Here is a 22,268-nt window from a genome sequence, read left to right as displayed (position 1 = left end):
GGCCCGGATGTGAAGAGGAGCCAAGCTCACATCCGAGCCTGTAGTCACCGAAGCAGGTGTCCAGAGAACTTCCCGGTTCCAGCTCAATGTGCCTTGAAGCGCAGAACACCGGCTACCGGTGGCTTGTTGTACTGGGGCGAGATCCCCAGGAATAGTTCGTTGAGTTGCGGGACATAAGTCTCGCTCTTGGCCCCAGGTGCGGTGGGGACGCGCGCGAGTTCGCGATAGTGGTCCGGATCAATTTCCTGGTAGACACCTAGTTCGCCCACCGCTCCAGGGACATAGATACGATCACGGGCGGCATCGAAGGAAACCCCATCATTGATCGCGGGCACATCCAGAGTGGCGACTGATTTGCCGTTTTGAGTGTTGAACACCAGCATCTTCGTTGGATTGCGCGTTACCACAAACAATCGGTGATGGGCATCGTCGAGCGACATCGCGAGGTTGGTGCGAGCGCCAATGATCGGCCAGTGGGCAATGACGTCGAGTGTCTTTTTGTCGAGCACGTCAACCTCATTTTTGTCGGCTACATTGATGAACATCCGGTTGCCGTGCTCCTCGGCGCGCAGTGCCTCGACGTGGTCGGAATCGAACTCATGCGTGCGTAACACACGTCCTGTCCAGGGATCGATCTCATTGAGCCAGCAGTGCTTCGCATGTACATCTGCGCCGCCGGTGACTATGAATAGATGCTTCGTGGATGGGTCGTAGTATTCGGTATCGGCGCCAGGGGCCACTTTGATGTATCCGAGCACTTTGTAGTTTCGGTCGTCGATGATCCGTGGCCCTGAATCGTCAGTCACGATCAGGCGATGCGTGCCAGGAACCAGGAAGAAAGCATGTGGTGTCTTGAAGGTCGTCAATGTCGTCAGGTGCTTGCCAGTCTTGAGATTGAATACCTCCACGGTGCCGTGATCCTCCGCAGCCACGAAGAGCTTGTTCTCCTTGAGGTCGGCGAACAGGTGATCAACATCACCGTTGTAGCCTGGGAAGTTGGTACGCCCGAGTAGAGTCAAAGGTTCGTTCGATGAGGCGGCAAAGGTGGTCATCGAAAGCAAGCTTGAGAATGCAAAGCTCGTGAGCCAGGCAAATTGACGTAGTTTCATCGTTATTGGTCCATCGGTCGATTGGGATTCAGGTAAGGCCCATTTCGCGCCCGGGCCTATAGCTGTGGAGTACTGTTATCAGGGTCAATATGTGGTTTCGACCAGCTTCGCCGCCGAGGGGATTTTGCGGGCGAGCTCATCGCGGATGCGGATAGCCTCCTCATGGCGGGCCTTCTCGTCGATGTTTTTCGTCAGGGGAAAGACCACGCCGAGTGCACCGATACGCTTGCCGGTGGAGTCGTTCAAAGGGAGCTCTACCTCGTAGCGTTGCAGACCGGTGTTGTTTTCCAGGTTGGTCTTGCCGAGGTTCACCACTCGGGCGTCATCGCTGTCGTCCGGTTTGCCAATGCGACCGATGTTCGAAGCCAGGATCTCGGGCGTGGCGTTTTTCGGCGTCGCGGCGTGAATGGCCATGATCAGCACATCGCGATGTCGCGCCAGCGTCTCATCGACGAGATCTTGCGCATAGGAATTCAGGGGAAGGTTTTTGTCCCAGAGTGCTTTCTGAACCAGGTTTGCCGCATAGGAGGTATTGCGCTGAAGGTAGGTACGGATGGCGAGCGCCTCATGTTCGAGTTCTTGCCTGCTGCTGCCTTTGAGCGAGATCGTCATGACCCCGGCATTTTTGCCAGAGACATCTAGCATCGGCATCGTCGCCGTGAGCTGTCCTGCGACGTAGTCGAAATGGGCCTTGCCGTTCACCAGTACCTTCTTGGCGGTTGCCGTGGCTGGTGTACCCGTCTTGCCTGTCGTGGAGGCGATGGCCTGCGGGTTGGACGTGTGAGGAACAGCGACGTAGAGCGTGAGTGAATCGACATTGCGATTTTTATGAATCACGCGAGTAACCAGCTCCTGGCCGTAGCTACCAGGCCCAATCACAATCGGCCCCATTTCAGCGAATACCGCCCCGGCCATCGTGAGTGCTATCAGCGCGGCCGTAACCTTCATGCCCGTGCGTACCATTTCGTGCCCCTCAAAGGTTTGTAGTGACCCGCCCCATTACGGAGAGGAAAAAGTTGTATCGTGATGGAGGGTATCGGCCCAACCTAAAGGAATCCTGTAAGCCGCCTGAAAAGAAATTCATGAACGTGGCTAAGCCGGTCCAGCTCAAGCGCACAGCACCCGTACATCGACATGGATGACGATAAGGTGGGCATGTCAGCAACGTGTGCGCAGTTTTGAAAACCAAAGTCAGTGCAGCTCAGGCAGGTCATTCACACACTTTGCTTGGAGCCGAAGAGCAAGGTATGTGTGGCCATCGGCGAATCAATGGCTTAGCAGGCCGTTGAGAAGCACCATCTTGCGTCAGGCTTCATAGCCATGGTCTATGGATCATCGGCTTTGCGGCAGCCACAGGACACGATTTTCCATCCTGCGGACGCACGTCTCCCGTCGTCGCTCACGTCGGCGACGGTTCCCACCACTGCCCGATGCCACCAAGGCGGATCAGGTTGTAGGCGGCAAACGTCCAGGTCACCCAGCCACGCACCGCGGCGAGGCCGACCATCGGCAGCTTGCGCAGCCCGCCGATGGTCTTGATCCAGCCAAAGCCCTGTTCAATCCGTTTACGCACCTTCTGGCTGATCGCGTAGTCACCCGTGCGTGCCACTGCGCTCGGCACGGCGCTGCGTCGACCGTTACCCGTGTTGCGTGCGATATGCGGCACGACTCCCCGTGTCATCAGTGCTGCGACGAAGTCCTGCGTGTCATAGCCCTTGTCGGCCCCGAGCGTAGCCCCTCGCAACACGCCAGCCGCGGTGAGCAGATCCAAGGCACCGTCGCGTTCGCCGGTGCCGCTGGCATGGCGGACATCCACGCCGATGACCAGGCCGTGGCGGTTCTCCATCAGGCTGTTGGCCAGGTAGCTCAGCTTGGCCTCCTTGCCTTAGCCCTTGCGGATCAGCCGGGCATCCGGATCGGTGGTGGACGCGTGCGTCTCGTTGCTGCGCGACTGGCCACGAAGTTGTCGCCATCACCGTCGCCGTCCTTGGGCCGGAAGCTCTTGTGCGAAGCCCACGCCTCCAGCAACGTGCCGTCCACCGAGAAGTGCTCGTCGCTGACCAGATCACGCAGCCGCGCCAGCAGCACGGTGTGCTCGAAGAAGTGCTGGGCGATCGCCTCGTCGAACAGCCGTTGGCGGTTGAAAGAGAACGTCGAGTGGTCCCACACCGAATCGTCGATGTTCAGTCCCACGAACCAGCGGAACAGCAGGTTGTAGTTGAGCTGCTCCATCAGCAGCCGCTCGCTGCGCACGCTGTAGACCACCTGCAGCAGCGAGGCACGCAGGATGCGCTCGGGCGGTATCGACGGGCGGCCACTCGCGGCATAGCGTGCCGCCAGCAACGTATCGAGCTCGCCCAGGATCGCGTCCACCAGCACCCGCAGTTTGCGGATCGGATGATCGGGCGGCACCCGATCATCGACCGATACATACGAAAACATGCCAAGCTGCTGGAAGTCGGGGCTGCGCATCGGATTAGGCGGTCAGTGATTGAGAGCGTCTATGACCACGGCGATGCGTGGAGGTTTCTCAATAGCCCGCTAGGTGGATTTCTCGTCGCGAATCATTTTTGCACCTGCGCAGAGGGCGGCGAGCTTACTTCTCGCAACATCGCGCGATAGTGGCGCCATACCGCAGTTGGTGCTTGGAAACAGCTTATCGATTTCGACGAATCGCATGGCTTTACGTAACGTATCGGCCACTTCTTCCGGCGTCTCTACCTTGTTGGTAGATACGTCGATCGCGCCGACCATCACCTTCTTGCCGCGCACGAGTTCGATCAGATCCATAGGCACATGCGAGTTGTGGCATTCCAGTGAGATCAGGTCGATGCTGGACTTCTGCAGTTTCGGGAACGACTCCTCGTACTGCCGCCATTCCGATCCCAGTGCTTGCTTCCAGTCGGTGTTGGCCTTGATGCCGTAGCCATAGCAAATGTGCACCGCAGTTTCGCACTTGAGCCCTTCGATTGCGCGCTCGAGCGTGGCAACGCCCCAATCGTTCACCTCGTCGAAGAACACGTTGAACGCCGGCTCATCGAACTGGATGATGTCGACGCCGGCCGCTTCCAGCTCCCTGGCTTCCTGGTTGAGGATGGTGGCGAACTCCCAGGCGAGCTTCTCGCGGCTCCTGTAATGGGCGTCATAGAGCGTGTCGATCATCGTCATCGGGCCCGGTAGCGCCCATTTGATCGGCTGACTGGTCTGCTGGCGCAGAAACTTCGCATCCTCGACGAAAACAGGTTTCGAGCGGCTTACCGCGCCGACCACGGTCGGCACACTGGCATCGTAGCGATCACGGATCCTGACCGTCTCGCGCTTCTCGAAATCCACGCCACTGAGGTGCTCGATGAACGTGGTGACGAAGTGCTGGCGCGTCTGCTCGCCTTCGCTGACGATATCGATGCCTGCGTGCTGTTGCTCCTGCAGCGACAGGCGCAGCGCATCGCGCTTGCCTTCGGTCAGCTCCTTGCCCTGCAGTTTCCAGGGTGACCAGAGCTTCTCGGGTTCTGCAAGCCAAGACGGCTTGGGTAGGCTACCGGCGGTGGAGGTAGGCAATAGTTTTTTCATGAGGTGAGATTTCGTGTGTCCTGGTGATTAGCGAGGGCGGCCGGCGGCCCACTGATCAAGAACGCTCCGGTAGGGCTTGATGAAATGGTGCTCGGTGAACCTGCCTTGCTTGATGGCCAGCTGGCTGCGTTCTTCGCGGTCGTAGACTATGCGGGTCGTGGAATAGTCTTGGTGCGTCAGGCTGGGTTGATAGATCGCTCCCGCTGCGGAGTTTGCGTTGTAGATCTCCGGTCGGTAGATCTTCTGGAATGCCTCCATCGTGGCGATGGTGGCAATCAGCTCCAGGCTCGTGTAGTCGCCCAGCAGGTCGCCCTGGAAGTAGAACGCCAGCGGCGCGACGCTGTTGGGCGGCATGAAATAGCGGGCCTGCAGCCCCATCTTCTCGAAGTACTGGTCGGTCGAGGAAAACTCGCTCTGCCTGTACTCCACGCCGAGAATGGGGTGCTGGTTCTCGGTGCGGTGATAGATCTTGCTGCTGGAGACGCTGATGCAGATCACCGGCGACTTGGAAAACTGTGCGGCGTAGGCCGCCGACTTCAGGAAGTGCCTGAACAGCTTGCCATGCAGATCGCCGAAATCGTCCGGAGCGCCGAAGGTGGCCTTGTCCTGGTTGTATTCGGGCAGCACCACGTTGAAGTCGTAATCGCGCACATAGGACGAGAAATTGTTCCCGGGGATGCCGGCGATGCGCGCACCGGAGCGGGTGTCGATCACGCTCGGCTGCAGGATCTCGATTAGCGGGAACGCATCATCTGCTTCGCTTGCGTCGATATGCATCTCGACAGAGACGATGTCGAGCTCGACGCGATAGCGATCCGCGTTCGGATTGTCCCAGTGCACCAGGTCGTTGAAACGGTTGCCGATCATCCGCAGGGTATTGAGTAGGTTCTCCTTTCGATGCTCTCCTCTGGCCAGATTGGCGAAGTTGGTGGTGATACGCGTTCCTTCAGCGGGCCGGTAGTTCTCGTCGAAGGCGATGCGCTTGATGTTGAAACTAAAGTCGTTGTTCATGGTGGCCTGGTGCTATGGCTTCCTGGATGACATCCGGATGCACGTGGTGCATCTGGCACTTGAATGTGATGCAGCTCAACTGCCTTCACACTCTTGCGCTGCTGGCTGAAGGCTGCGGTTCGCCTGCGTGATGGCGTGAGTGCAACAGCGCGGCGGTATCGGACGATGAACGGGGAGGGCGCATCTGGGCTGTTGCTGATTCAGGCAACGGCCACGTCCTCGGCGATGTGGGTTTCAGCCCGGCGGCTGAGCTCCAGCAGCGGCAACGCCCGCTGCACGGCCAGACTGGCCCGCTGGAGCAGCGCTTCGTCGTGCACACGGAAGTCCACGAATTCCTTGTCTGTCGCGTAGACGCCCAACGGCAATGTGCGCGCCTGGAAGAAGCTGAAGAGTGGCCGTAGTTGATGGTCGATGATCAGGGTGTGGCGCTCGCTGCCACCGGTAGCAGCGAGAAGGACAGGCGTGTCGGTCAGGGCGTCTTGCTTGATGAGATCGAAGAAGTGTTTGAACAACCCGGTGTAAGAGCCGCGATAGACCGGCGTCGTGACCACAAGCACATCGGCCCGCTCGACCGCCACAAGTTCGCGCTCTACCGCGGCAGGCACTTGCGAGCGCCGGACCGCTCCGGCGAACTGCGGTGCAAGTTGACCCACTTCGACCAGATGCTGCTCGCACGGCAGCTGCTCGCCAAGCAGCTGCAGAAGGTGTTCTGTTAGGGCTATCGCCTTGGATGGGCGTTGCAGCCCGCCGGAGACGGAAACGACGCGGAGTGGACGTGTCATTTTGTGTTTTCAGCGTGGGGAGAGGTGTCCGGCACCGTGAGAAGGTTGGGAGCCGGCTGCGTGCAGATACATGTCATGAGCAGATGATCGATCCGGACTGCCGCGGCTGTCCGTTACTGGATCGGCTACGACGCCCGCATCAATCAAATGTGGGCTTGATGCTAGCCGCCACTTCAGATGACGTAAAATGGTAATATTTCACGAATCCATGAGCCAGGTTCATTATTGTGATTGAGCGCATCCACCTCAGCATCGTGCAGCAGGTCGAGCGGCAGGGGTCGCTGACGGCCGCCGCGGGCGTGCTGAACCTGACCCAGTCGGCACTTAGCCACAGCATGAAGAAGCTTGAGCAGCAGCTCGGTACCGACATCTGGCTGCGGGAAGGGCGCAGCCTGCGCCTGACTCAGTCCGGGCAGTACCTGCTGGCGGTGGCGAATCGGGTGCTGCCACAGCTGGATTTGGCCGAGGAGCGTCTGGGCCAGTTTGCACAGGGAGCGCGTGGCACGCTGCGCATCGGCATGGAATGTCATCCCTGCTACCAGTGGCTACTCAAGGTCGTGTCGCCGTATCTGGCTGCATGGCCGGATGTGGATGTGGACGTCAAGCAGAAATTTCAGTTCGGTGGTATCGGCGCGCTGTTCGGCTACGAGATCGACCTATTAGTCACACCCGACCCACTGTTCAAGCCAGGTCTGAAATACGAGCCGGTCTTCGACTATGAACAGGTGCTCGTGGTCCCTAAGAGCCACGTACTGGCGGCGTCGGCCTACGTGAAGCCGCAGCAGCTGACTCGCGAGGTCCTGATCAGCTACCCGGTGGACATCGAGCGGCTGGACATCTACAGCCAGTTCCTGTTGCCTGCCGGCGTCACCCCAAAACGGCACAAGGCGATCGAAACCACAGATATCATGATGCAGTTAGTGGCCAGCGGCCGTGGCGTGGCCGCAATGCCGCGCTGGTTGGTCGAGGAATACGCAGCCCGGATGGAAGTGGTTGCCGTGCGGCTAGGTCCGCAAGGCATCCCTAAGCAGATCTACTTGGGCGCGCGCGAAGCAGACATTGCTATCGACTACCTGCGTGCTTTTGTCGAGCTGGCTCGCGGTCTCACGAACCGCTCTACCGCATGCGGGACCAACTAATGGAACGCCGCATCGTCAACAGGGAAGGTCGGCAGAAATTCGTGCAAAATCCGCGAGCAGGCAGACAACGCGTTGGTGCGCTCACTGAGTGCAGTGGGTCACTGCGGCGACAACGCGGCGTGCGAGGGCTTCTTCGGCCTGCTCAAGCGCGAACGGATTTATCACATGAAGCACCCGACGCTCAATGCGGCAACGGCCGATGTAATCGAATACGTCGAGCGGTTCTACAACCTTAGAATGCAGCGGAGACAGGCGAAGTGGGATCTGCAGTTCTCCACCCTTTCACAACCGTCCGTGAAAACCGGGTAGAACCCGATCTCCGCCGGTGGTTTCAGGATTGTGAAGCGGCCGCACTGGATGCAGACAAAGGTAGAGTCGAAATACCTAGGCTTAGGTTAAGTTGCTGCAGAAGTGATTTAACGGTCCTGGTCCTTCGCCGACGTCCAACGTATCTGACGTGCTTAGGGCCGCCTTCACGAATCGCTTGGCCATAGCCACGGACTCATGCACTGAATGCCGCGGAAGCAGTGCCGCGATCGCAGAAGAAAGCGTACAGCCTGTGCCGCGACTGTTGCTGCAGGCCAGTCGCGGTGCGTCAAATGTCTGCACTCCTGAGGGGCCGGCCAGCACGTCAGGGCTACACTCACCGCCCAGATGACCGCCCTTCAGCAGTACCCAGGAGGGGCCCAAGCCTTGCAGCATCACGGCCTGCTGATGCATCTGTTCCAGGTTGCCCGCTGGCGGTATATCCAGCAGCGTGGCTGCTTCGTGCAAATTTGGAGTCAGGACCGTAATCCGCGGCAGAAGCACATCGCGCAGGGCTGCCAACGCATGTCCGGTCATCAGTGCGTCGCCGCTGCTGGCCAGCATTACCGGATCGAGTACTGCCGGCAATATCGGTCGGCTCGCCAGTCGTGTTGCCACTGCGCAGATGATGCCGGTATCGGTCAGCATGCCAAGTTTGAGCGCATCTACCCTGACGTCCTCCAGTACGGCATCAAGTTGGGCGCCGACGCATTCGGGGGCGACTGGAGAGATTGCGCGTACACCCTGGGTGTTCTGCACGGTCAGCGCGGTGATCACTGCCATGCCGTAGGCACCCAGTGCGGCAAAAGTTTTCAAATCGGCGCCGATGCCCGAGCATGCGGTAGGGTCGTTGCCAGCCACACTGAGCACATGGGGGATCACCGGTGACGGTCCACTTCGCCCATCGCGAGCAAGGCGAGACGCGTGAAGCCGGACTGCTGAAGTTGTTCGGCGGCTCGTGCCGCGCGCATGCCACTGCGGCAGGTCAATACCAGCCGTTGATCACGCGGTAGCTCAGGCAGTATCTGCCGCAACTCGGGCAGTGCGCAGCGAACGGCATCCTCGCGCACCGTGAGAGGTGCTTCTGCAGCGCTCCGCAAGTCAATCGGAAGGTCGTCTTCTTTCAGTTGCGTGTGCCCAACCAAGGGTAAGGAGTTGACTGGTTCTTCCGCTTCGCCGAAATTGAATTGAGAGAACGCCATCGACTGGCCATCCCAACGCCACAAACGACCGCATGGCGAAGGTGTCATCTTCAAAAGCAATGCCAGCACGAGCTGCGCCTGCAGGCTGCCGATCATCGCCACCACCGGTCCAAGCACGCCTGCACTGGCGCAGTCGGCCGCCTGCACGGGCCAGCGTGGAAACAAGGCCCGATAGCTCGGCGCGTCGCCGCAGAACACGCCGGCATACCCGTCCAATGCCTGTGCCGAAGCGCTCACCAGCGGCGTGCCTGTAGCCAGGCAGGCATCGCTCAGCGCGTAGCTGACGGCGAACTGGTCGGCCGCATCCACCACCACGTCGGCCTGTGCTACCCAGCCGGGCGCGTTGGCCGGATCAAGGGCCTGTTGTTCGGCGTGCACCTGTACCTGCGGATTGAGCGCATGGAGGGACGCGACGGCCGCCTGCACCTTGGACTGGCCAAGATCGTCCATACGATAAAGCGTCTGTCGGTGTAGGTTGCTCAATTCCACCGTATCCGGATCGACCAGCTGCAATTGGCCCACACCGGCGCCCGCCAACAACGGCAGCAGCGTGCTTCCCAGTCCACCGGCACCGACTACCAACACCCGCGCACCTACAAGCCGCTGCTGGCCGGTCACACCGACCTGCGCCAGCTTTTGCTGGGTACAATAGCGCGGACTCATACGGCGCGCTGGCTTGCGGCCAGCCAGGCCGCCGCTCGTGCTCGTGGGTCAGCATGATTGACCACATCGTTAACAACCGCAACCACATCGGCACCGGCGGCCAGGCATTTAGGCAGTCGCTGTAGGGTGATGCCGCCGATGGCCACCAGCGGAAGGCAACCGATACGACGCTTCCATTCACCTATTCGATCCAATCCCTGCGATGCCCATGGCATCACTTTCAGGGTGGTTGGCCAGATCGGCCCCAGTGCGACGTAATCGGCCTGCGCCTCCAGCGCGCGATCCAGTTCGGCTGGATCATGGGTGCTGATGCCCAACCTAATCCCGGCCCGGCGCAATGCCACCAGGTCGGCCCGAAGCAGATCCTCCTGACCGAGATGGACGAAGTCGGCGCCTAGCTCGATCGCCAACGCCCAATGGTCGTTGACCACCAGCTGCGCACCAACCATACGACAGGCTTGCAGCGCATCGGCGATCTGCGTGCGCAACCAGTTCATGTCTTCCGACTTGGCGCGCAACTGCACCAACCGCGCGCCGCCGGCCAGCATTTGTTGTAGCCGCCTGACATCAGGGACCACTGGGTAGAACGGGTCGAGCAGAGTCATTCGAGCACCGCCTGGCCCAGCAGTGGCGTGGAGGGTGCAGCCATGTCGCGAGGTAGGATCGGTCCAGCCAGGTAGGCCGCCCGGCCCGCCTGCACGGCCTTGCCGAACGCACCAGCCATCGCGATCGGGTCGCCAGCGCATGCAACGGCGGTATTGAGAAGTACTGCGTCGTAGCCCAGCTCCATGGCCGCGGCAGCCTGCGAGGGCAGGCCAATGCCGGCATCGATCACCAGGGGCACATCGGGAAAATGTGCGCGCAGGCTGCGTAGAGCATACGGATGGCTCAAGCCGCGGCCACTGCCGATCGGTGCGGCCCAAGGCATCAGCACCCGGCAGCCCGCATGCAGCAGGCGTTCGGCTACACCGAGGTCGTCCGTCGTGTAGGGAAACACCTGGAAGCCTTCCGCGGCGAGTTGGTGCGCCGCCTCGACCAGGCCGAAGACATCAGGCCTCAACGTATCGCTGTCGCCAATAACCTCGAGCTTGATCCAGCGGGTGCCGAACAGTTCCCGTGCCATCTGCGCCGTGATGACCGCTTCTTTCACCGAATGGCAGCCGGCGGTGTTGGGCAGCATGCTGCAATCAAGGCCCGCCACCAATTGCCAGAACTGCTGGCCGCTGCGTTCGCTACCCGATTCCCGGCGCAATGACACAGTGAGGATTTGGCTGCCGCCTGCACGCACCGCTTCGGCCAGACAGTTTGGCGAGGGATACTGAGCCGTGCCAAGCAACAGCCGTGAAGCGAAGTGTTGGCCGTACAATTCAAGTTCATCCATCGCTCAGCCTCCTTGCATCGGTGCCAGGATTTCCACCCGGTCGCCGGGTGCCAGCAAGGTGTTGACGCGCTCTCCTACTGTCACGAAATGGCCGTTGAGTGCGGTAGCCACCACGGCATCGCCTAGCGCCATGCGATCCAGAAGTTCTGCCAAGTTTGAAGCTAGTGGCTGGGCCTGGTCATTCACCATGATCGTCATGCGAGTACCTTATTGGTTGTTGCCATTTGGACGGCCAACTGTTCGGCGTACCATGGTGCTAACAGGAAGCCATGCCTATATAAGCCATTGAAATGCACTACTCGACCTTTGTGTTGCAGGTGCGGCAAGTTATCGGGCAGAGCGGGCCGAACGCCGACGCCAAACTCGACGATCTCCGCCTCGGCCAGCGCCGGATGCAAGATGTAGGCTGCGTTGAGAAGCTCTAGTGAGGAGCGCACGCTAACTGGACCGGCATGCTCGCTCTCGATGCTGGTGGCGCCAAGCATCAGCAGGCCGTCGGTGCGTGGTACCACGTAGAGTGGGATACGCGGATGCAGCAATCGTACGGGCCGTGTCAGATGTAGGTCACGGCTGCGTAGCAAAAGCATTTCACCGCGTACGCCGCGCAGTGCCGGCAAGGCCTCACGGGCTGCCAGTCCCCGGCAGTCAATCACGCTGCCATGAGATATCGCTGCGGGTTCAGTCGCGGTATCCAGGAACAGGCACCCACCCAACTCCTTCAGCCGCTCGCCCAACGCTGGCAGCGCCAGGCGTGGATCCAGATGGCCATCGCCGGCAAACCATAGGCCGGTAGCGAAGCGACCAGCCAGATCAGGTTCCAGTGTGCCGATGGCATCGGCGTTCAGTATGCGATGTCCCCCGGTACGCATGGCGAAGCGCTGCAGTTCAACATGGTCGCGGGGGGGCGCCAGTACCAGTGAACCATGTCGGTTGACGCCCGGCACATGTTGCGACCACCAGTCCAGCGCTAAGGCGCCACGCTCTGCCACCCGCGGCTCGCCCAACTCGCGCTCGCAACCGGGTGCCAGCATGCCGCCGGCCAACCATGAGCAGGACTCGCGACCGAGCGTGCGGGCTTGCTCATACACGCTCACTCGCGCACCGCGTTCGGCCAATGCCACGGCCGCGCTCAGGCCGGCTACGCCGGCACCGACTACTGCAATGGCGCGGCCTTCAAGTGGTTGGCACATAGAGCGCGCCACCGGTGGCCAGAAACTCCTTGGACTTGTCGGCCATACCGGCCAGCGCCGCGGCATCCTGGCGTAGATCCTGGGATATCTTCATCGAACAGAACTTTGGCCCGCACATCGAGCAGAAATGGGCCACCTTGTGGGCTTCCTTGGGCAGGGTGGCATCGTGATAGGCGCGTGCCGTATCCGGGTCAAGTGCCAGATTGAACTGATCCTCCCAGCGGAAATCGAAGCGCGCGCGCGACAATGCATCGTCGCGCAGGCGTGCAGCCGGGTGTCCCTTGGCCAAGTCAGCGGCATGTGCGGCGATACGATATGTGATCACGCCGGTCTTGACGTCGTCCCTGTCGGGAAGACCCAGGTGTTCCTTGGGGGTCACGTAGCAGAGCATGGCGGTACCGAACCAGCCGATCATCGCTGCACCAATGCCCGAGGTGATGTGATCGTAGCCGGGAGATACGTCGGTGGTCAGCGGGCCCAATGTGTAGAACGGCGCTTCGCCGCAGGCGATCAACTGCTTGTCCATGTTGGCCTTGATCTTGTGCATCGGTACATGGCCGGGGCCTTCGATCATCACCTGGCAGCCGTGTTGCCAAGCCACCCTGGTAAGTTCGCCGAGGGTTTCCAGTTCAGCGAACTGCGCAGCGTCGTTGGCGTCGGCAATTGAGCCCGGACGCAGGCCATCGCCCAGGGAGAGCGATACGTCGTATTGCCGGCAGATCGCACAGATCTCTGCGAAATGTTCGTAGAGAAAACTCTCCCGGTGTCTGGCCAGGCACCAGCGGGCCATGATCGAGCCACCGCGACTGACGATGCCGGTAACCCGGCTGGCGGTCAGCGGCACATACGCCAGCCGTACCCCGGCGTGGATGGTGAAATAATCCACACCTTGCTCGGCCTGCTCGATCAGCGTGTCGCGGAACACCTCCCAGCTGAGCCTGAGGGGATCACCACCTACTTTCTCCAACGCCTGGTAGATCGGTACGGTACCGATCGGCACCGGTGAGTTGCGCATGATCCACGAGCGGAGGTTGTGGATGTTACGCCCGGTGGACAGGTCCATCACCGTGTCGGCGCCCCAGCGGATTGCCCATACCAGCTTCTCCACCTCCTCGGCACCGCCGGAGCTGATCGCCGAGTTGCCGATGTTTGCGTTAACCTTCACCAGGAAGTTGCGACCGATCACCATCGGCTCCAGCTCGGGATGGTTGATGTTGGCCGGCAGGATGGCCCGGCCGAGCGCAATCTCCTGTCGCACGAACTCGGGAGTGACGTACTCGGGCATGGCTGAGTCGAAATCTTCACCATCGGCGAGCCTTGTTGCTGCATCTGCCAGTGCTTCGCTGCGACCAAGGTTTTCGCGGAAGGCAGCGTAGGTCATCTCTTCGGTGATGATGCCGGCGCGCGCGTATTCCAACTGGGTGACATAGTTGCACTCACTTCCGCGACGTAACCGCAAAGCAGCAGGACAAGCCGGTAGCGCCCCTCCTTCTTCGCGTTGACCATTGTCCTCGGGTCGTACCGTTCGGCCAGGGATGAGCTCCAGCGTGCGTTTGGCTAGCCATGGTTCGCGCAGTGGTGACAGGCCATGCGCTAGATTGATCTGAGCCGTATCGTCGGTATACGGGCCGGAGGCATCGTAGAGGTTGAGCGGTAACTCCTGGGGGGCGCTCAGTAGCACCTGGCGGAACGGTACTAGCAGTTCCGGATGCCCCGCAGGGCTCAGGTAAATCTTGCGTGAGCCACGGATGGCGCCCGTAGTCACGGTGGCCGGAGTAGCTGTGTGTGGATGACTCGTTGTTTGCATGGATCTCCTCCTGAAGAATGGGGAGATCCGGGGCGACGATCAGTTTGGGCGCACGCCGATGGCGAGCTAGTGAATTCCCGTCCCTTCGCCGGCATGACCCGGATCAGGTTCAAAGGGTTCGGCCACTGCCATCTCAGCCCTGCACGCGCAGGACACCCCTCGGAACGTCTATGAGCTTAGCGCAACTTTCTGAACGGGTCACGACGGATGTTGCTCGCGTCGTCTCCTGATTAGAGGCTTTGTCACCAACCATGGCCGCGCGGTCGCTAGGCTGCTCGCTCAGCACGCTGCACAAAACATGTGCGAAGCATGGTGTGACCTTCAATCAGCTACTCATGGAAACAAGACTGTCCGTAGCCGCCGCGATGCTGGGACGCTCTTCGGATCGGATTTCTGAGATTGCCTATGCATGCGGGTTTACATCGCTTCCGCACTTTTGCCGTCAATTCAAAGCTCGTTACAAAGTGTCGCCACGACAGATGCGTGATTGGTACGTTGTCAAGAAAGAGGGCAAGTCAAAAGATCAAGTCTTAACGTGTCTAGAGTTGATGCTCCGTTGAAGTGTTGCGTCTGTCAGCTCGATGCGCTCGCGATCCCTTCGGTCGAGTGTGACTGTAGGTGCAGACATGATGGATGGATTAGCACCGTAAAATATGGTCAGCTTAGTCTTAAGCTGTGTCATAAAAATCATGGCACGATCGTCTGCACCTATCAGACGGGCGAGGCGCCATCACGCGACGTTGTGTATCGCCACCCACGCCAGCCTGTTCACCCAACGCTCGAAGGGTGGAGGCGATAAAAAGCACCGCTCAGCCAGAAGCGCTTGCCCTACCCGATAGCTACACGCCGCGCGGCTGTCAGACGAATGCAGCGCTACGTTCCAGACGCCACTGACACTGCGATACCTGCCAGCACGCTTCATCGCTCAACAACTCGACCGATGTCCCTGTTGCGCACGCCCAATGGGACGGGATTTATGACCCAGTAAGAATAGGGAGAGATGCAGAAGTCTACCTTGCCTGCAGCAGGTTAGGCGGCGAAACACGTTTTTAGGTGTTGTTACCGCTGATATGGTGACCCTTGCTTCTTTGACGGATGCCAGTAGCGATGTAGAAGGAACTGAATCAGGACTGCAAGGCCAATCGACCAATGCAACACTGCGATAATTGGAAGAACGCTGTCGTTAGGGGGGTAATACAGGAAATAGCCAGATATCACGAGCACTACAAGAATTACGAACAACAGACCACCCGTTAGCCGGTACCGCTTTGCCTTCCATCCCCAGATGATGTGGCGCCCCCAGAGCCATCCTAAAACCCAGAGTGCAAGGAAGGCGAAAAGTCCATGCAGCGAAAGCCACCAGTGTTCCAATGGATGCGGCTCTAGCCCGAACGGCGTTTGCTGCATCAGAAAGTAGTGGAAAATTAGCCAAAGGATGCCGGTTAGCCATAAGCCAAGGCCGACAACATAGAGCGTCAAGCGCATGGGTAGAGTGAGACGCATTGGGCTTAAAAATCAACGGAAATGGGCATGGGCTGGTTGCTGCAGATGGACGTCCATGCGTTGTCGTCCATCATGAATGCCATTGCATGGTGACGTTCAAGAACAGGGGTAGCTGATTTCCCTGCAGCCATGACGACCTTGGTGAGCGCGTCGGCATCAATGCAGCAGGGAGCAACGACGCTAACAAACCGATCAGCCTTGCACGACTGTCCAGAGCGCGGGTCGATATGGGGGCAGATGAGCCTCGAGTCATTAGTGCTATTGGAACAGACCATTGATGTCTGACTGCCGGAACTGGCTAGCGCAGCATTTTCGAGATGGATTGCCGGAATGGCACTTCCCCTGTGGGAAGTGGACAGATAGATGAGTTCGGGTACCGGTCCCATCAGGCGCAGATCACCTCCGGCTTCCACGCACAGATGGGTTGGGGAGCGGGCGGCGAGATAGTCGAACGCACAATCGACGGCGTAGCCCTTGGCAATGCCGCCCAGATCCAGCCACAACGGCTTGGCAAACGAGACGACCCCGTCTGGCGATATGGTGACATCGTTCCAGTCCGCCTCTGGGTCGGGCCGTACTCCAGGCAGGGCAGGGAGTAACCCATCTTCAACGAGAGCCAGGGCGATCGTCGGATCGAACAGTCCCCCTGAGACCCTAGAAAGCTCCAGTGCGTGACTCAATACCGCCTGCGTATGCGAACTGACTGGGACTGGGCCGTACGATGCCTTTCTGTTCAGGTGCGAAAGCTCGCTACTTGGCTCATGGAAGCTCATCAGGCGATGAATGTCGGCGAGGAGGCCAAAGGCTGCATCGATAGCGTCGTTGGCTAGATCGGAGGGTAGTCCCTGGATCCGAATGCGGACAATAGTGCCTAGGAGCGGCCTGGCCCTCTCAATGGGGTGCGATGGCAAGAGCATAGGTCGCTAGGAGCCGGCGCACGCCGTCTGTGATGTGCTTGGATGATAGGGTTGCGCCGGAGATGTTCTGGATATCCCTAGTCAAGGTAAGCGTTGCGCCATTGCGCTTGCCGTCAAACTGAGCGAGCCACTTCGGATTGCGTACCTCGCTGCCGAAAGCTTCGCGATACTCTAGTATCTCGATACTTTTTACCGCACCGGTGCCGTCTAGTCCCAATGCGATGGGAATGAACGCGTGCTTGCCCACGACCTGATCGATGATGAACCAGCCGCCAGTGGACACTTTCCACAGTCGGAGCTGACGGCTTAACACGTCTGTATGGCTCGCCTTTTCGATGGCGTGTACCTGGCCTGCTGTCAACGTCAATGGTTGCTGGATGAGCGTAGCTCCAGGAAACATCAACTGCTGTGCTTGCTCGATGCTCAGGTACACCTTGGCGTACACAGGTGCCGCCACGGCCACCAATGCGGTGGCGGGCACCAACAGGAATTGGGCTTTCATAGTTCGCTTCCGTCAGAAGTAGTAACCGAGCTTCAGTCGAACACGCGTGTGTTCGAAATCGACGTCATTGTCATATCCATGGACGACCATGCTGGGGTCCATGTAGTTGTGCGCACCAGGAAGCTGCTGCAACCACGTGAGCGTGGCAAAGAAATGTTGGTTTGCGTAATGGATGGTTGGCCCCGTGTACAGGACATTGCCCATCCACTGGCTGTGATCGAGCAGCGCGAATCGGTTGATCTCCCGCTCGTTCTGAATCTCCCATGCTGCGGACCAGTTAGAAGTGAAGCGATACGAGACACCAGCGCCGAAATTCACGTCGGTCTCGATATTGGTGTTGGAGCGATCTTCGCCGCTGCCGGGATCCGCATAAGGGTTGCCTGGGAGCTCGCGGATTTCCGGTTTCCACGCGACGTTGCCGACCAGAACAAGCCGGTCGTCCAGGTAGTTTTTCTGGATGATGGCCTTCACGGCCAATTCCTGGAAACGCGGTCCAACTTCCGGCTCGAACAGGAAGGCGACACCCACTGGGTTGGTGTATGGGCTGCGCACACGCCAGATCGCTTCGAATGCACCTGCGATGAGCTTGGTGCTGTTGAAGTGACTGTAGGGGCTCGGGAAATAGGCCGAATATGGTTCCGGTGCTGTCGTCGTTCCATCCGGACCATTGCGATACGCCTGTGTCCAGTCGTAGACCAGGTAGCCTGAGAGCTGCAGGGCGTCGGTTACACCGTAGGAATATTCAGTCTTTCCCTCCAGCAGATCAAATCGCCCGCCCGCCTTCTGGTGGCGCCATGTCAACCACTGCTCATACTCCTGACCATGCTTGGGAAGCAGGTCGGTTGTGTTGAGGAATCCAAAGATTGGCTCGTCCGCCATTGCTGCGGCGGAGAGGTAAGTCGCGGCGACGGCCAGCAGGCACACCGATAGCTTCCTTTTCGAAGTGCGCGTCATGAGACCCCTTTATATACGCAAACGAGAACCATTCGCATACTTGCACGTTGCTTCGCTCTAAGTCAATGCGAATAGGTCCTATTCGCATATTCTGGAGTCGATGGTGACTCGGTTGCGGGAATGCATTGACCACAACATCCTGTAAGCCGCCTGAAAAGAAATTCATGAACGTGGCTAAGCCGGTCCAGCTCAAGCGCAGAGCACCCGTACATCGACATGGATGACGATAAGGTCCGGGCTGACAAAGTAAGCAAGTAAAGAGCGACGGTAACGTTGGCGGTAGGTATGAATTTAGATTATCTTAATTTGTTACAAAACATAGAGGTATGTATGTAATTCCATGCTGACAAGCGGCACCAGACATCATGCAGCGACGCTGCACCCAGGGCCGGAAATCCGTGCATCGGATCTCCGGCCTTTTTCGTGTGCGGATCGCCTGCATGTGCGCGGGCACGGCTCAGATGTTGCGCGCATCTTCCTTCCTTGGCTGCCCGTTGCCTGTCGTCACGGGTACGGCATGGCCTCCTGGTGAATCTCCTGAATGCTGACGGGAGCCATGCATTTCGGCACATATGGCGAATGGACATAAGCGCCGAATGCAGTGTGCATAAGGCCTTCAAGCCGTTTAGACGTCTATACGTCCATTGACACCTGTTTGCCGGTGTCGTTAGAGTTGCTTCCACTCATCGAGACCGGCTGAGGGACAGGCCCTTTGAAGCCGGGGCAACCTGCAGGCATTGCCTGCAACGGTGCCAACTCCTGCGGGGTGCCTAGGCACCGACCGGTAGATGGGATGTCGTCATCGCGGCACGTTCGCGTTTGATCTGGCGACAACCTCTTTGCAGGTTCTCCGCAGGGGCGATGCCACAGGAGAACCACCGATGCCCGCCACACATGCCCACTCCTCCGACGATGAACGGCCCACTGCCGTGATCGTGTCGCTGTTTCCGCGTCAGGCCCTTACCGACCAGCGCAGCAGTCGTCGGGTGATGTTGTCGCCGCGCTACGGGCAGGCCGTGCGCGAGGTGGAAGTGTCGTATCGCTGGTGCGGTGCGCCGGATGCGCCCACGGTGATCGTGCAGGGCGGAATCTCGGCCGACCGCGATGTGGCCACCACGGCAACAGGTACCCCCGGTTGGTGGTCGGAGCTGGTCGGCGAGGACTGCGCCATCGACCTGGCCGCCTGCCGCGTGCTGAGCATCGACTGGCTGACCCCAGCCACGCTCGGCGACGACGTGAACACGGTGTCCAGCGAGGACCAGGCCGATGCGCTGGCGGCGCTGGTCGAGACATTGGGTATCGGGCAGGTTGCCGCTTTCGTGGGCTCGTCCTATGGCGCGATGGTCGGTCTGGCCTTCGCGGCACGTCACCCGGCCAGGATCGAGCGGCTGGTGCTGCTGGCGGGCGCGCATCGTTCGCATCCGCTGTCCACGGCGCAGCGCTCGATCCAGCGGCAGATCGTCCGACTCGGCCTGGAGACGGGGCGTGCGGACGACGCGCTGGCGCTGGCGCGGCAGTTGGCGATGACGACCTACCGGGGTGGCGAGGAGTTCTCGCGCCGCTTCGGTGGCGAGGCTGAATTCCGCGACGGCCGTTTCCACTTTCCGGTGGAGGATTACCTGGAAAACGCCGGTCGCCGTTTCGTCGAGCGCTTCGACGTGCAACGCTTCCTGTCGCTCTCCGAATCGATCGACCTGCACGATGTGGCGCCCGAGGCGGTGCTGGCGCCGACCACGTTGATCGGTTTCCCTACCGACCGGCTGGTGCCGCTGGCCGACCTGTGCGAGCTGCAGCGCCGCGTGCGCGGACCGGCCACGCTGGAGGTGGTCGACTCCCCCTACGGCCACGATGCATTCCTGAAAGAAACCGGCAAGCTGGCGCCACTGCTGCGCCAGGCCATCCCCTGTTGTTGTGGAGTCTGATCCCATGAGCGCCGATTTCGCCCCCGAGGCTGCCGCCGCCACGCGTGCCGTGCGCGCCGGCATCGAGTCCGATACCCAGCACGGTGCCGTGGTGCCGCCGCTGCACCTGTCCACCAACTACAGCTTCGAAGGCTTCGGTCGCAAGCGGCCGTACGACTATTCGCGCAGCGGCAATCCCACCCGCGACCTGCTGGCCGAAGCGCTGACCGAGCTGGAGCAGGGCGCCGGCGCGGTGGTCACTGCCAGCGGCATGGCCGCAGTGGCCCTAGCGCTGGAACTGGTGCCGGCCGGTGGCCTGGTGCTGGCCGCACACGACTGCTACGGCGGCACCTGGCGCCTGCTCGACGCCTGGGCCAAGAAGGGGCGCTTCCGCGTGCAGTTCGCCGACCTCACCGATCGAGCTGCGCTGGCCGCCGGGCTGGTGGAGAAGCCGGCACTGGTCTGGGTCGAGACGCCATCCAACCCGCTGCTGCGCATCACTGACATCCGTCACGTGGCGCAGGCGGCGCATGCCGTGGGCGCGCTGGTGGTGGTGGACAACACTTTCCTGTCACCGGCATTGCAGCAGCCGCTGGCGCTGGGCGCCGACGTGGTGGTGCATTCCACCACCAAGTACATCAACGGCCACAGCGACGTGGTCGGTGGCGCGGTGGTGGCGCGCGAGGCGGCGGTCGCCGAGCAGATCAAGTGGTGGGGCAACTGCAACGGTCTCACCGGTGCGCCGTTCGACAGCTTTCTCACCCTGCGCGGCCTGCGCACGCTGAGCGTGCGGCTGCGCCAGCATCAGGAAAACGCGGTGCGCATCGCCAGCCGGCTGGATGGCCATGCGGCGGTGCGCAAGGTCTATTACCCCGGTCTGGAATATCACCCCGGCCACGCCCTGGCGGCGCGTCAGCAGCAGGGCTTCGGCGCCATGCTCAGCTTCGAGCTGGAAGGCGAGGTAGCCGAGATCGAGGCATTCATCGATGGCCTGCACTACTTCTCGCTGGCCGAGTCGCTGGGCGGGGTGGAAAGCCTGGTTGCGCACCCGGCGACGATGACGCATGCGGCGATGGCGCCGGAGGCGCGTCGCAAGGCGGGTATCGCTGACACCCTGTTGCGCCTGTCGGTGGGCATCGAGGATGGCGACGACCTGCTGCGTGACCTGGATGCCGCACTGGCACGCGCCGAGGCTGCAGGCAAATCCAAACGCAGGGTCAGCGCATGAGTGCAGTGCTGGAAGACGGTGCGCGGCAGAAACCGGCGCTCAGGGCCGGCCAGCCGGCGGCCGGCAGCGCGACTGCGATGGTGCTGCTGGGTACTGGTGTGGTGGGTGGCGCCTTCCTGCGCTTGCTGAACACGCCCGCCGCGGCCCATCTCAGTCTGGTCGGCGCGGCCAATTCGCGTCGCCAGCAGGTCGAACCGGAGAAGCTGGCCTCGCGCAACCTGCGCGAGCGTCTGAAGAGCGACGGCGATCCGCGGGACGACGCGGCTCTGCTGGCTGCGCTCGATGCCAGCGGCGCCGGACACAAGGTGGTGGTCGATGCCACCGCCAGTGCGGAACTGGCTTCGCGCCATGCCGCCTGGCTGGCGCGCGGCTATCACGTGGTCACCGCCAACAAGTCGCTGGCCGGTGGCGACCTGCCTGGCTGGCGCGCCCTGCAGGAGGCATTGGCAGGAGGCGCACGCTACGGCGATTCGGCCACCGTGGGGGCCGGTCTGCCGGTGATCTCCACCCTGCGCCGGCTGCGCGCCTGCGGCGATGCGCTGCTGACGCTGGAAGGCGTGTTCTCGGGCTCGCTCTCGTACCTGTTCAATCAGTACGACGGCAGCCAGCCGTTCTCGGCGCTGCTGCTTCGTGCGCGCGAACTCGGCTACACCGAGCCTGATCCGCGCGACGACCTTTCCGGCGGCGATGTCGCACGCAAGCTGCTGATCCTGGCCCGTTGCGCCGGTTTTGCGCTACGCCCGGAAGAGGTCACGGTGGAGGGGCTGGTGCCCGAGGCCCTGCGTGGCGTGGACCTGCAGACCTTTCTTGCACGCATCGGCGAGCTGGACGAAAGCCTTGCCGAGCGTCACGCCGCGGCGAAGGCGCGGGGCGGCTCGATCCGCTTCCTGGCCCGGCTCAACCAGCGCGGACATGCCCACGTGGGGCTGGTGGAAGTGGCCAGCACGCACCCGGCGACGCGCCTGTACGGCACCGACAACCAGTTCGCGCTCACCACTACCCGCTACAACACCCAGCCGCTGGTGATCCAGGGCCCGGGTGCCGGCCCGGACGTCACCGCGCAGGCCCTGCTGGGCGACGTGCTGGCGCTGGCCTGATCGCGC

The 22,268-nt window shown here is 60.9% G+C and carries 20 protein-coding genes, 2 pseudogenes and 2 riboswitches; of the genes and pseudogenes, 6 read left to right on the top strand and 16 right to left on the bottom strand.

The window, feature by feature from the left end; genetic code table 11:
- Nucleotides 1–83 precede the first annotated feature (83 nt).
- From RA164_RS13690 to msuE, 6 genes and pseudogenes are all read right to left on the bottom strand, one after another.
- The gene (locus RA164_RS13690) at nt 84–1,109 is read right to left on the bottom strand and encodes a YncE family protein (RefSeq protein WP_329741395.1); all 1,026 of its coding nucleotides are present in this window, start codon (nt 1,107–1,109) and stop codon (nt 84–86) included.
- Nucleotides 1,110–1,193: 84 nt separating this feature from the next.
- Nucleotides 1,194–2,057, bottom strand: coding sequence for a hypothetical protein (locus RA164_RS13685; protein ID WP_329741394.1), 864 nt, complete (start codon nt 2,055–2,057; stop codon nt 1,194–1,196).
- Nucleotides 2,058–2,508: 451 nt separating this feature from the next.
- Nucleotides 2,509–3,581: pseudogene (locus tag RA164_RS13680) on the bottom strand (IS5 family transposase).
- A 69-nt stretch (nt 3,582–3,650) separates the two neighbouring features.
- A complete protein-coding gene (locus RA164_RS13675; RefSeq protein WP_329741393.1) occupies nt 3,651–4,679 on the bottom strand; it encodes a methionine synthase in 1,029 nt (342 codons plus the stop codon).
- Between the two features lie 27 nt (nt 4,680–4,706).
- Nucleotides 4,707–5,690, bottom strand: a complete 984-nt coding sequence (locus RA164_RS13670) for a DUF1852 domain-containing protein (protein WP_329741392.1) — start codon at nt 5,688–5,690, stop codon at nt 4,707–4,709.
- A 200-nt stretch (nt 5,691–5,890) separates the two neighbouring features.
- Nucleotides 5,891–6,472, bottom strand: coding sequence for an FMN reductase (msuE, locus tag RA164_RS13665; RefSeq protein WP_329741391.1), 582 nt, complete (start codon nt 6,470–6,472; stop codon nt 5,891–5,893).
- 227 nt (nt 6,473–6,699) lie between these two features.
- On the opposite strand from msuE, the gene RA164_RS13660 reads away from it, so the two are divergent.
- Nucleotides 6,700–7,611: a LysR family transcriptional regulator gene (locus RA164_RS13660; protein WP_329741390.1), complete on the top strand. Its 912-nt coding sequence runs from the start codon at nt 6,700–6,702 to the stop codon at nt 7,609–7,611.
- 57 nt (nt 7,612–7,668) lie between these two features.
- Nucleotides 7,669–7,920, top strand: a pseudogene (locus RA164_RS13655) (IS3 family transposase); the annotation flags it as partial.
- Between the two features lie 81 nt (nt 7,921–8,001).
- Here RA164_RS13655 and thiD read toward each other — a convergent pair.
- Genes thiD through thiC form a run of 7 tightly spaced genes read right to left on the bottom strand, consistent with a single transcriptional unit; the run spans nt 8,002 to nt 14,160 of the window.
- Nucleotides 8,002–8,799: a bifunctional hydroxymethylpyrimidine kinase/phosphomethylpyrimidine kinase gene (gene thiD, locus RA164_RS13650; RefSeq protein WP_329741389.1), complete on the bottom strand. Its 798-nt coding sequence runs from the start codon at nt 8,797–8,799 to the stop codon at nt 8,002–8,004.
- Nucleotides 8,796–9,782, bottom strand: coding sequence for a HesA/MoeB/ThiF family protein (locus RA164_RS13645; RefSeq protein ID WP_329741388.1), 987 nt, complete (start codon nt 9,780–9,782; stop codon nt 8,796–8,798). The genes thiD and RA164_RS13645 overlap by 4 nt, the downstream gene beginning before the upstream one ends.
- Nucleotides 9,779–10,387, bottom strand: a complete 609-nt coding sequence (locus tag RA164_RS13640) for a thiamine phosphate synthase (RefSeq protein WP_329741387.1) — start codon at nt 10,385–10,387, stop codon at nt 9,779–9,781. The genes RA164_RS13645 and RA164_RS13640 overlap by 4 nt, the downstream gene beginning before the upstream one ends.
- Nucleotides 10,384–11,163 (bottom strand): thiazole synthase, encoded by a 780-nt coding sequence (locus RA164_RS13635; protein WP_329741386.1) that lies wholly within the window; start codon nt 11,161–11,163, stop codon nt 10,384–10,386. Before RA164_RS13635 ends, RA164_RS13640 begins: the two co-directional genes overlap by 4 nt.
- A gap of 3 nt (nt 11,164–11,166) precedes the next feature.
- On the bottom strand, nt 11,167–11,361 hold the full coding sequence (gene thiS, locus RA164_RS13630) for a sulfur carrier protein ThiS (protein ID WP_329741385.1): 195 nt from the start codon (nt 11,359–11,361) through the stop codon (nt 11,167–11,169).
- The gene (locus RA164_RS13625) at nt 11,358–12,353 is read right to left on the bottom strand and encodes an FAD-dependent oxidoreductase (RefSeq protein WP_329741384.1); all 996 of its coding nucleotides are present in this window, start codon (nt 12,351–12,353) and stop codon (nt 11,358–11,360) included. Before RA164_RS13625 ends, thiS begins: the two co-directional genes overlap by 4 nt.
- Complete coding sequence (gene thiC / locus RA164_RS13620; protein WP_329741383.1) at nt 12,337–14,160, bottom strand: phosphomethylpyrimidine synthase ThiC; 1,824 nt, start codon at nt 14,158–14,160, stop codon at nt 12,337–12,339. Before thiC ends, RA164_RS13625 begins: the two co-directional genes overlap by 17 nt.
- A gap of 63 nt (nt 14,161–14,223) precedes the next feature.
- Nucleotides 14,224–14,330, bottom strand: a riboswitch (TPP riboswitch).
- A gap of 81 nt (nt 14,331–14,411) precedes the next feature.
- Here thiC and RA164_RS16625 point away from each other — a divergent pair.
- Nucleotides 14,412–14,720 carry a helix-turn-helix transcriptional regulator gene (locus RA164_RS16625; protein ID WP_412731034.1) on the top strand — a complete coding sequence of 103 codons (309 nt, stop codon included), beginning with the start codon at nt 14,412–14,414 and terminating at the stop codon, nt 14,718–14,720.
- A 948-nt stretch (nt 14,721–15,668) separates the two neighbouring features.
- Here the strand turns inward: RA164_RS16625 and RA164_RS13615 are convergent.
- Genes RA164_RS13615 through RA164_RS13605 form a run of 3 tightly spaced genes read right to left on the bottom strand, consistent with a single transcriptional unit; the run spans nt 15,669 to nt 18,036 of the window.
- Nucleotides 15,669–16,580, bottom strand: a complete 912-nt coding sequence (locus RA164_RS13615) for an FAD:protein FMN transferase (protein ID WP_329741382.1) — start codon at nt 16,578–16,580, stop codon at nt 15,669–15,671.
- Nucleotides 16,555–17,082 (bottom strand): FMN-binding protein, encoded by a 528-nt coding sequence (locus RA164_RS13610; RefSeq protein WP_329741381.1) that lies wholly within the window; start codon nt 17,080–17,082, stop codon nt 16,555–16,557. The genes RA164_RS13615 and RA164_RS13610 overlap by 26 nt, the downstream gene beginning before the upstream one ends.
- A gap of 12 nt (nt 17,083–17,094) precedes the next feature.
- A complete protein-coding gene (locus tag RA164_RS13605; protein ID WP_329741380.1) occupies nt 17,095–18,036 on the bottom strand; it encodes a DUF6662 family protein in 942 nt (313 codons plus the stop codon).
- 680 nt (nt 18,037–18,716) lie between these two features.
- Nucleotides 18,717–18,831: riboswitch (SAM riboswitch) on the top strand.
- A gap of 86 nt (nt 18,832–18,917) precedes the next feature.
- Here RA164_RS13605 and metX point away from each other — a divergent pair.
- From metX to RA164_RS13590, 3 genes are read left to right on the top strand one after another with little or no spacing between them, the layout of a single operon-like run.
- Entirely contained in the window at nt 18,918–19,958 is a 1,041-nt protein-coding gene (gene metX, locus RA164_RS13600; RefSeq protein ID WP_329741379.1) for a homoserine O-succinyltransferase MetX, read from the top strand.
- A 4-nt stretch (nt 19,959–19,962) separates the two neighbouring features.
- Nucleotides 19,963–21,165, top strand: coding sequence for a cystathionine gamma-synthase (gene metB / locus RA164_RS13595; RefSeq protein ID WP_329741378.1), 1,203 nt, complete (start codon nt 19,963–19,965; stop codon nt 21,163–21,165).
- Complete coding sequence (locus RA164_RS13590; protein WP_329741377.1) at nt 21,162–22,262, top strand: homoserine dehydrogenase family protein; 1,101 nt, start codon at nt 21,162–21,164, stop codon at nt 22,260–22,262. The genes metB and RA164_RS13590 overlap by 4 nt, the downstream gene beginning before the upstream one ends.
- Nucleotides 22,263–22,268: the final 6 nt, after the last annotated feature.

Source organism: Dyella sp. A6 (assembly GCF_036320485.1).
Classification (GTDB): Bacteria; Pseudomonadota; Gammaproteobacteria; order Xanthomonadales; family Rhodanobacteraceae; genus Rhodanobacter_A; species Rhodanobacter_A aluminiiresistens.
This window is presented reverse-complemented; position numbering and strand designations above follow the sequence as displayed.

Coding starts and splice junctions, on each gene's coding strand:
- RA164_RS13690 (WP_329741395.1), bottom strand. CDS start 1,109: ATGAAACTACGTCAATTTGCCTGGCTCACGAGCTTTGCATTCTCAAGC.
- RA164_RS13685 (WP_329741394.1), bottom strand. CDS start 2,057: ATGAAGGTTACGGCCGCGCTGATAGCACTCACGATGGCCGGGGCGGTA.
- RA164_RS13675 (WP_329741393.1), bottom strand. CDS start 4,679: ATGAAAAAACTATTGCCTACCTCCACCGCCGGTAGCCTACCCAAGCCG.
- RA164_RS13670 (WP_329741392.1), bottom strand. CDS start 5,690: ATGAACAACGACTTTAGTTTCAACATCAAGCGCATCGCCTTCGACGAG.
- msuE (WP_329741391.1), bottom strand. CDS start 6,472: ATGACACGTCCACTCCGCGTCGTTTCCGTCTCCGGCGGGCTGCAACGC.
- RA164_RS13645 (WP_329741388.1), bottom strand. CDS start 9,782: ATGAGTCCGCGCTATTGTACCCAGCAAAAGCTGGCGCAGGTCGGTGTG.
- RA164_RS13640 (WP_329741387.1), bottom strand. CDS start 10,387: ATGACTCTGCTCGACCCGTTCTACCCAGTGGTCCCTGATGTCAGGCGG.
- RA164_RS13635 (WP_329741386.1), bottom strand. CDS start 11,163: ATGGATGAACTTGAATTGTACGGCCAACACTTCGCTTCACGGCTGTTG.
- thiS (WP_329741385.1), bottom strand. CDS start 11,361: ATGACGATCATGGTGAATGACCAGGCCCAGCCACTAGCTTCAAACTTG.
- RA164_RS13625 (WP_329741384.1), bottom strand. CDS start 12,353: ATGTGCCAACCACTTGAAGGCCGCGCCATTGCAGTAGTCGGTGCCGGC.
- thiC (WP_329741383.1), bottom strand. CDS start 14,160: ATGCAAACAACGAGTCATCCACACACAGCTACTCCGGCCACCGTGACT.
- RA164_RS16625 (WP_412731034.1), top strand. CDS start 14,412: ATGGCCGCGCGGTCGCTAGGCTGCTCGCTCAGCACGCTGCACAAAACA.
- RA164_RS13615 (WP_329741382.1), bottom strand. CDS start 16,580: ATGCTCTTGCCATCGCACCCCATTGAGAGGGCCAGGCCGCTCCTAGGC.
- RA164_RS13610 (WP_329741381.1), bottom strand. CDS start 17,082: ATGAAAGCCCAATTCCTGTTGGTGCCCGCCACCGCATTGGTGGCCGTG.
- RA164_RS13605 (WP_329741380.1), bottom strand. CDS start 18,036: ATGACGCGCACTTCGAAAAGGAAGCTATCGGTGTGCCTGCTGGCCGTC.
- metX (WP_329741379.1), top strand. CDS start 18,918: ATGCCCGCCACACATGCCCACTCCTCCGACGATGAACGGCCCACTGCC.
- metB (WP_329741378.1), top strand. CDS start 19,963: ATGAGCGCCGATTTCGCCCCCGAGGCTGCCGCCGCCACGCGTGCCGTG.
- RA164_RS13590 (WP_329741377.1), top strand. CDS start 21,162: ATGAGTGCAGTGCTGGAAGACGGTGCGCGGCAGAAACCGGCGCTCAGG.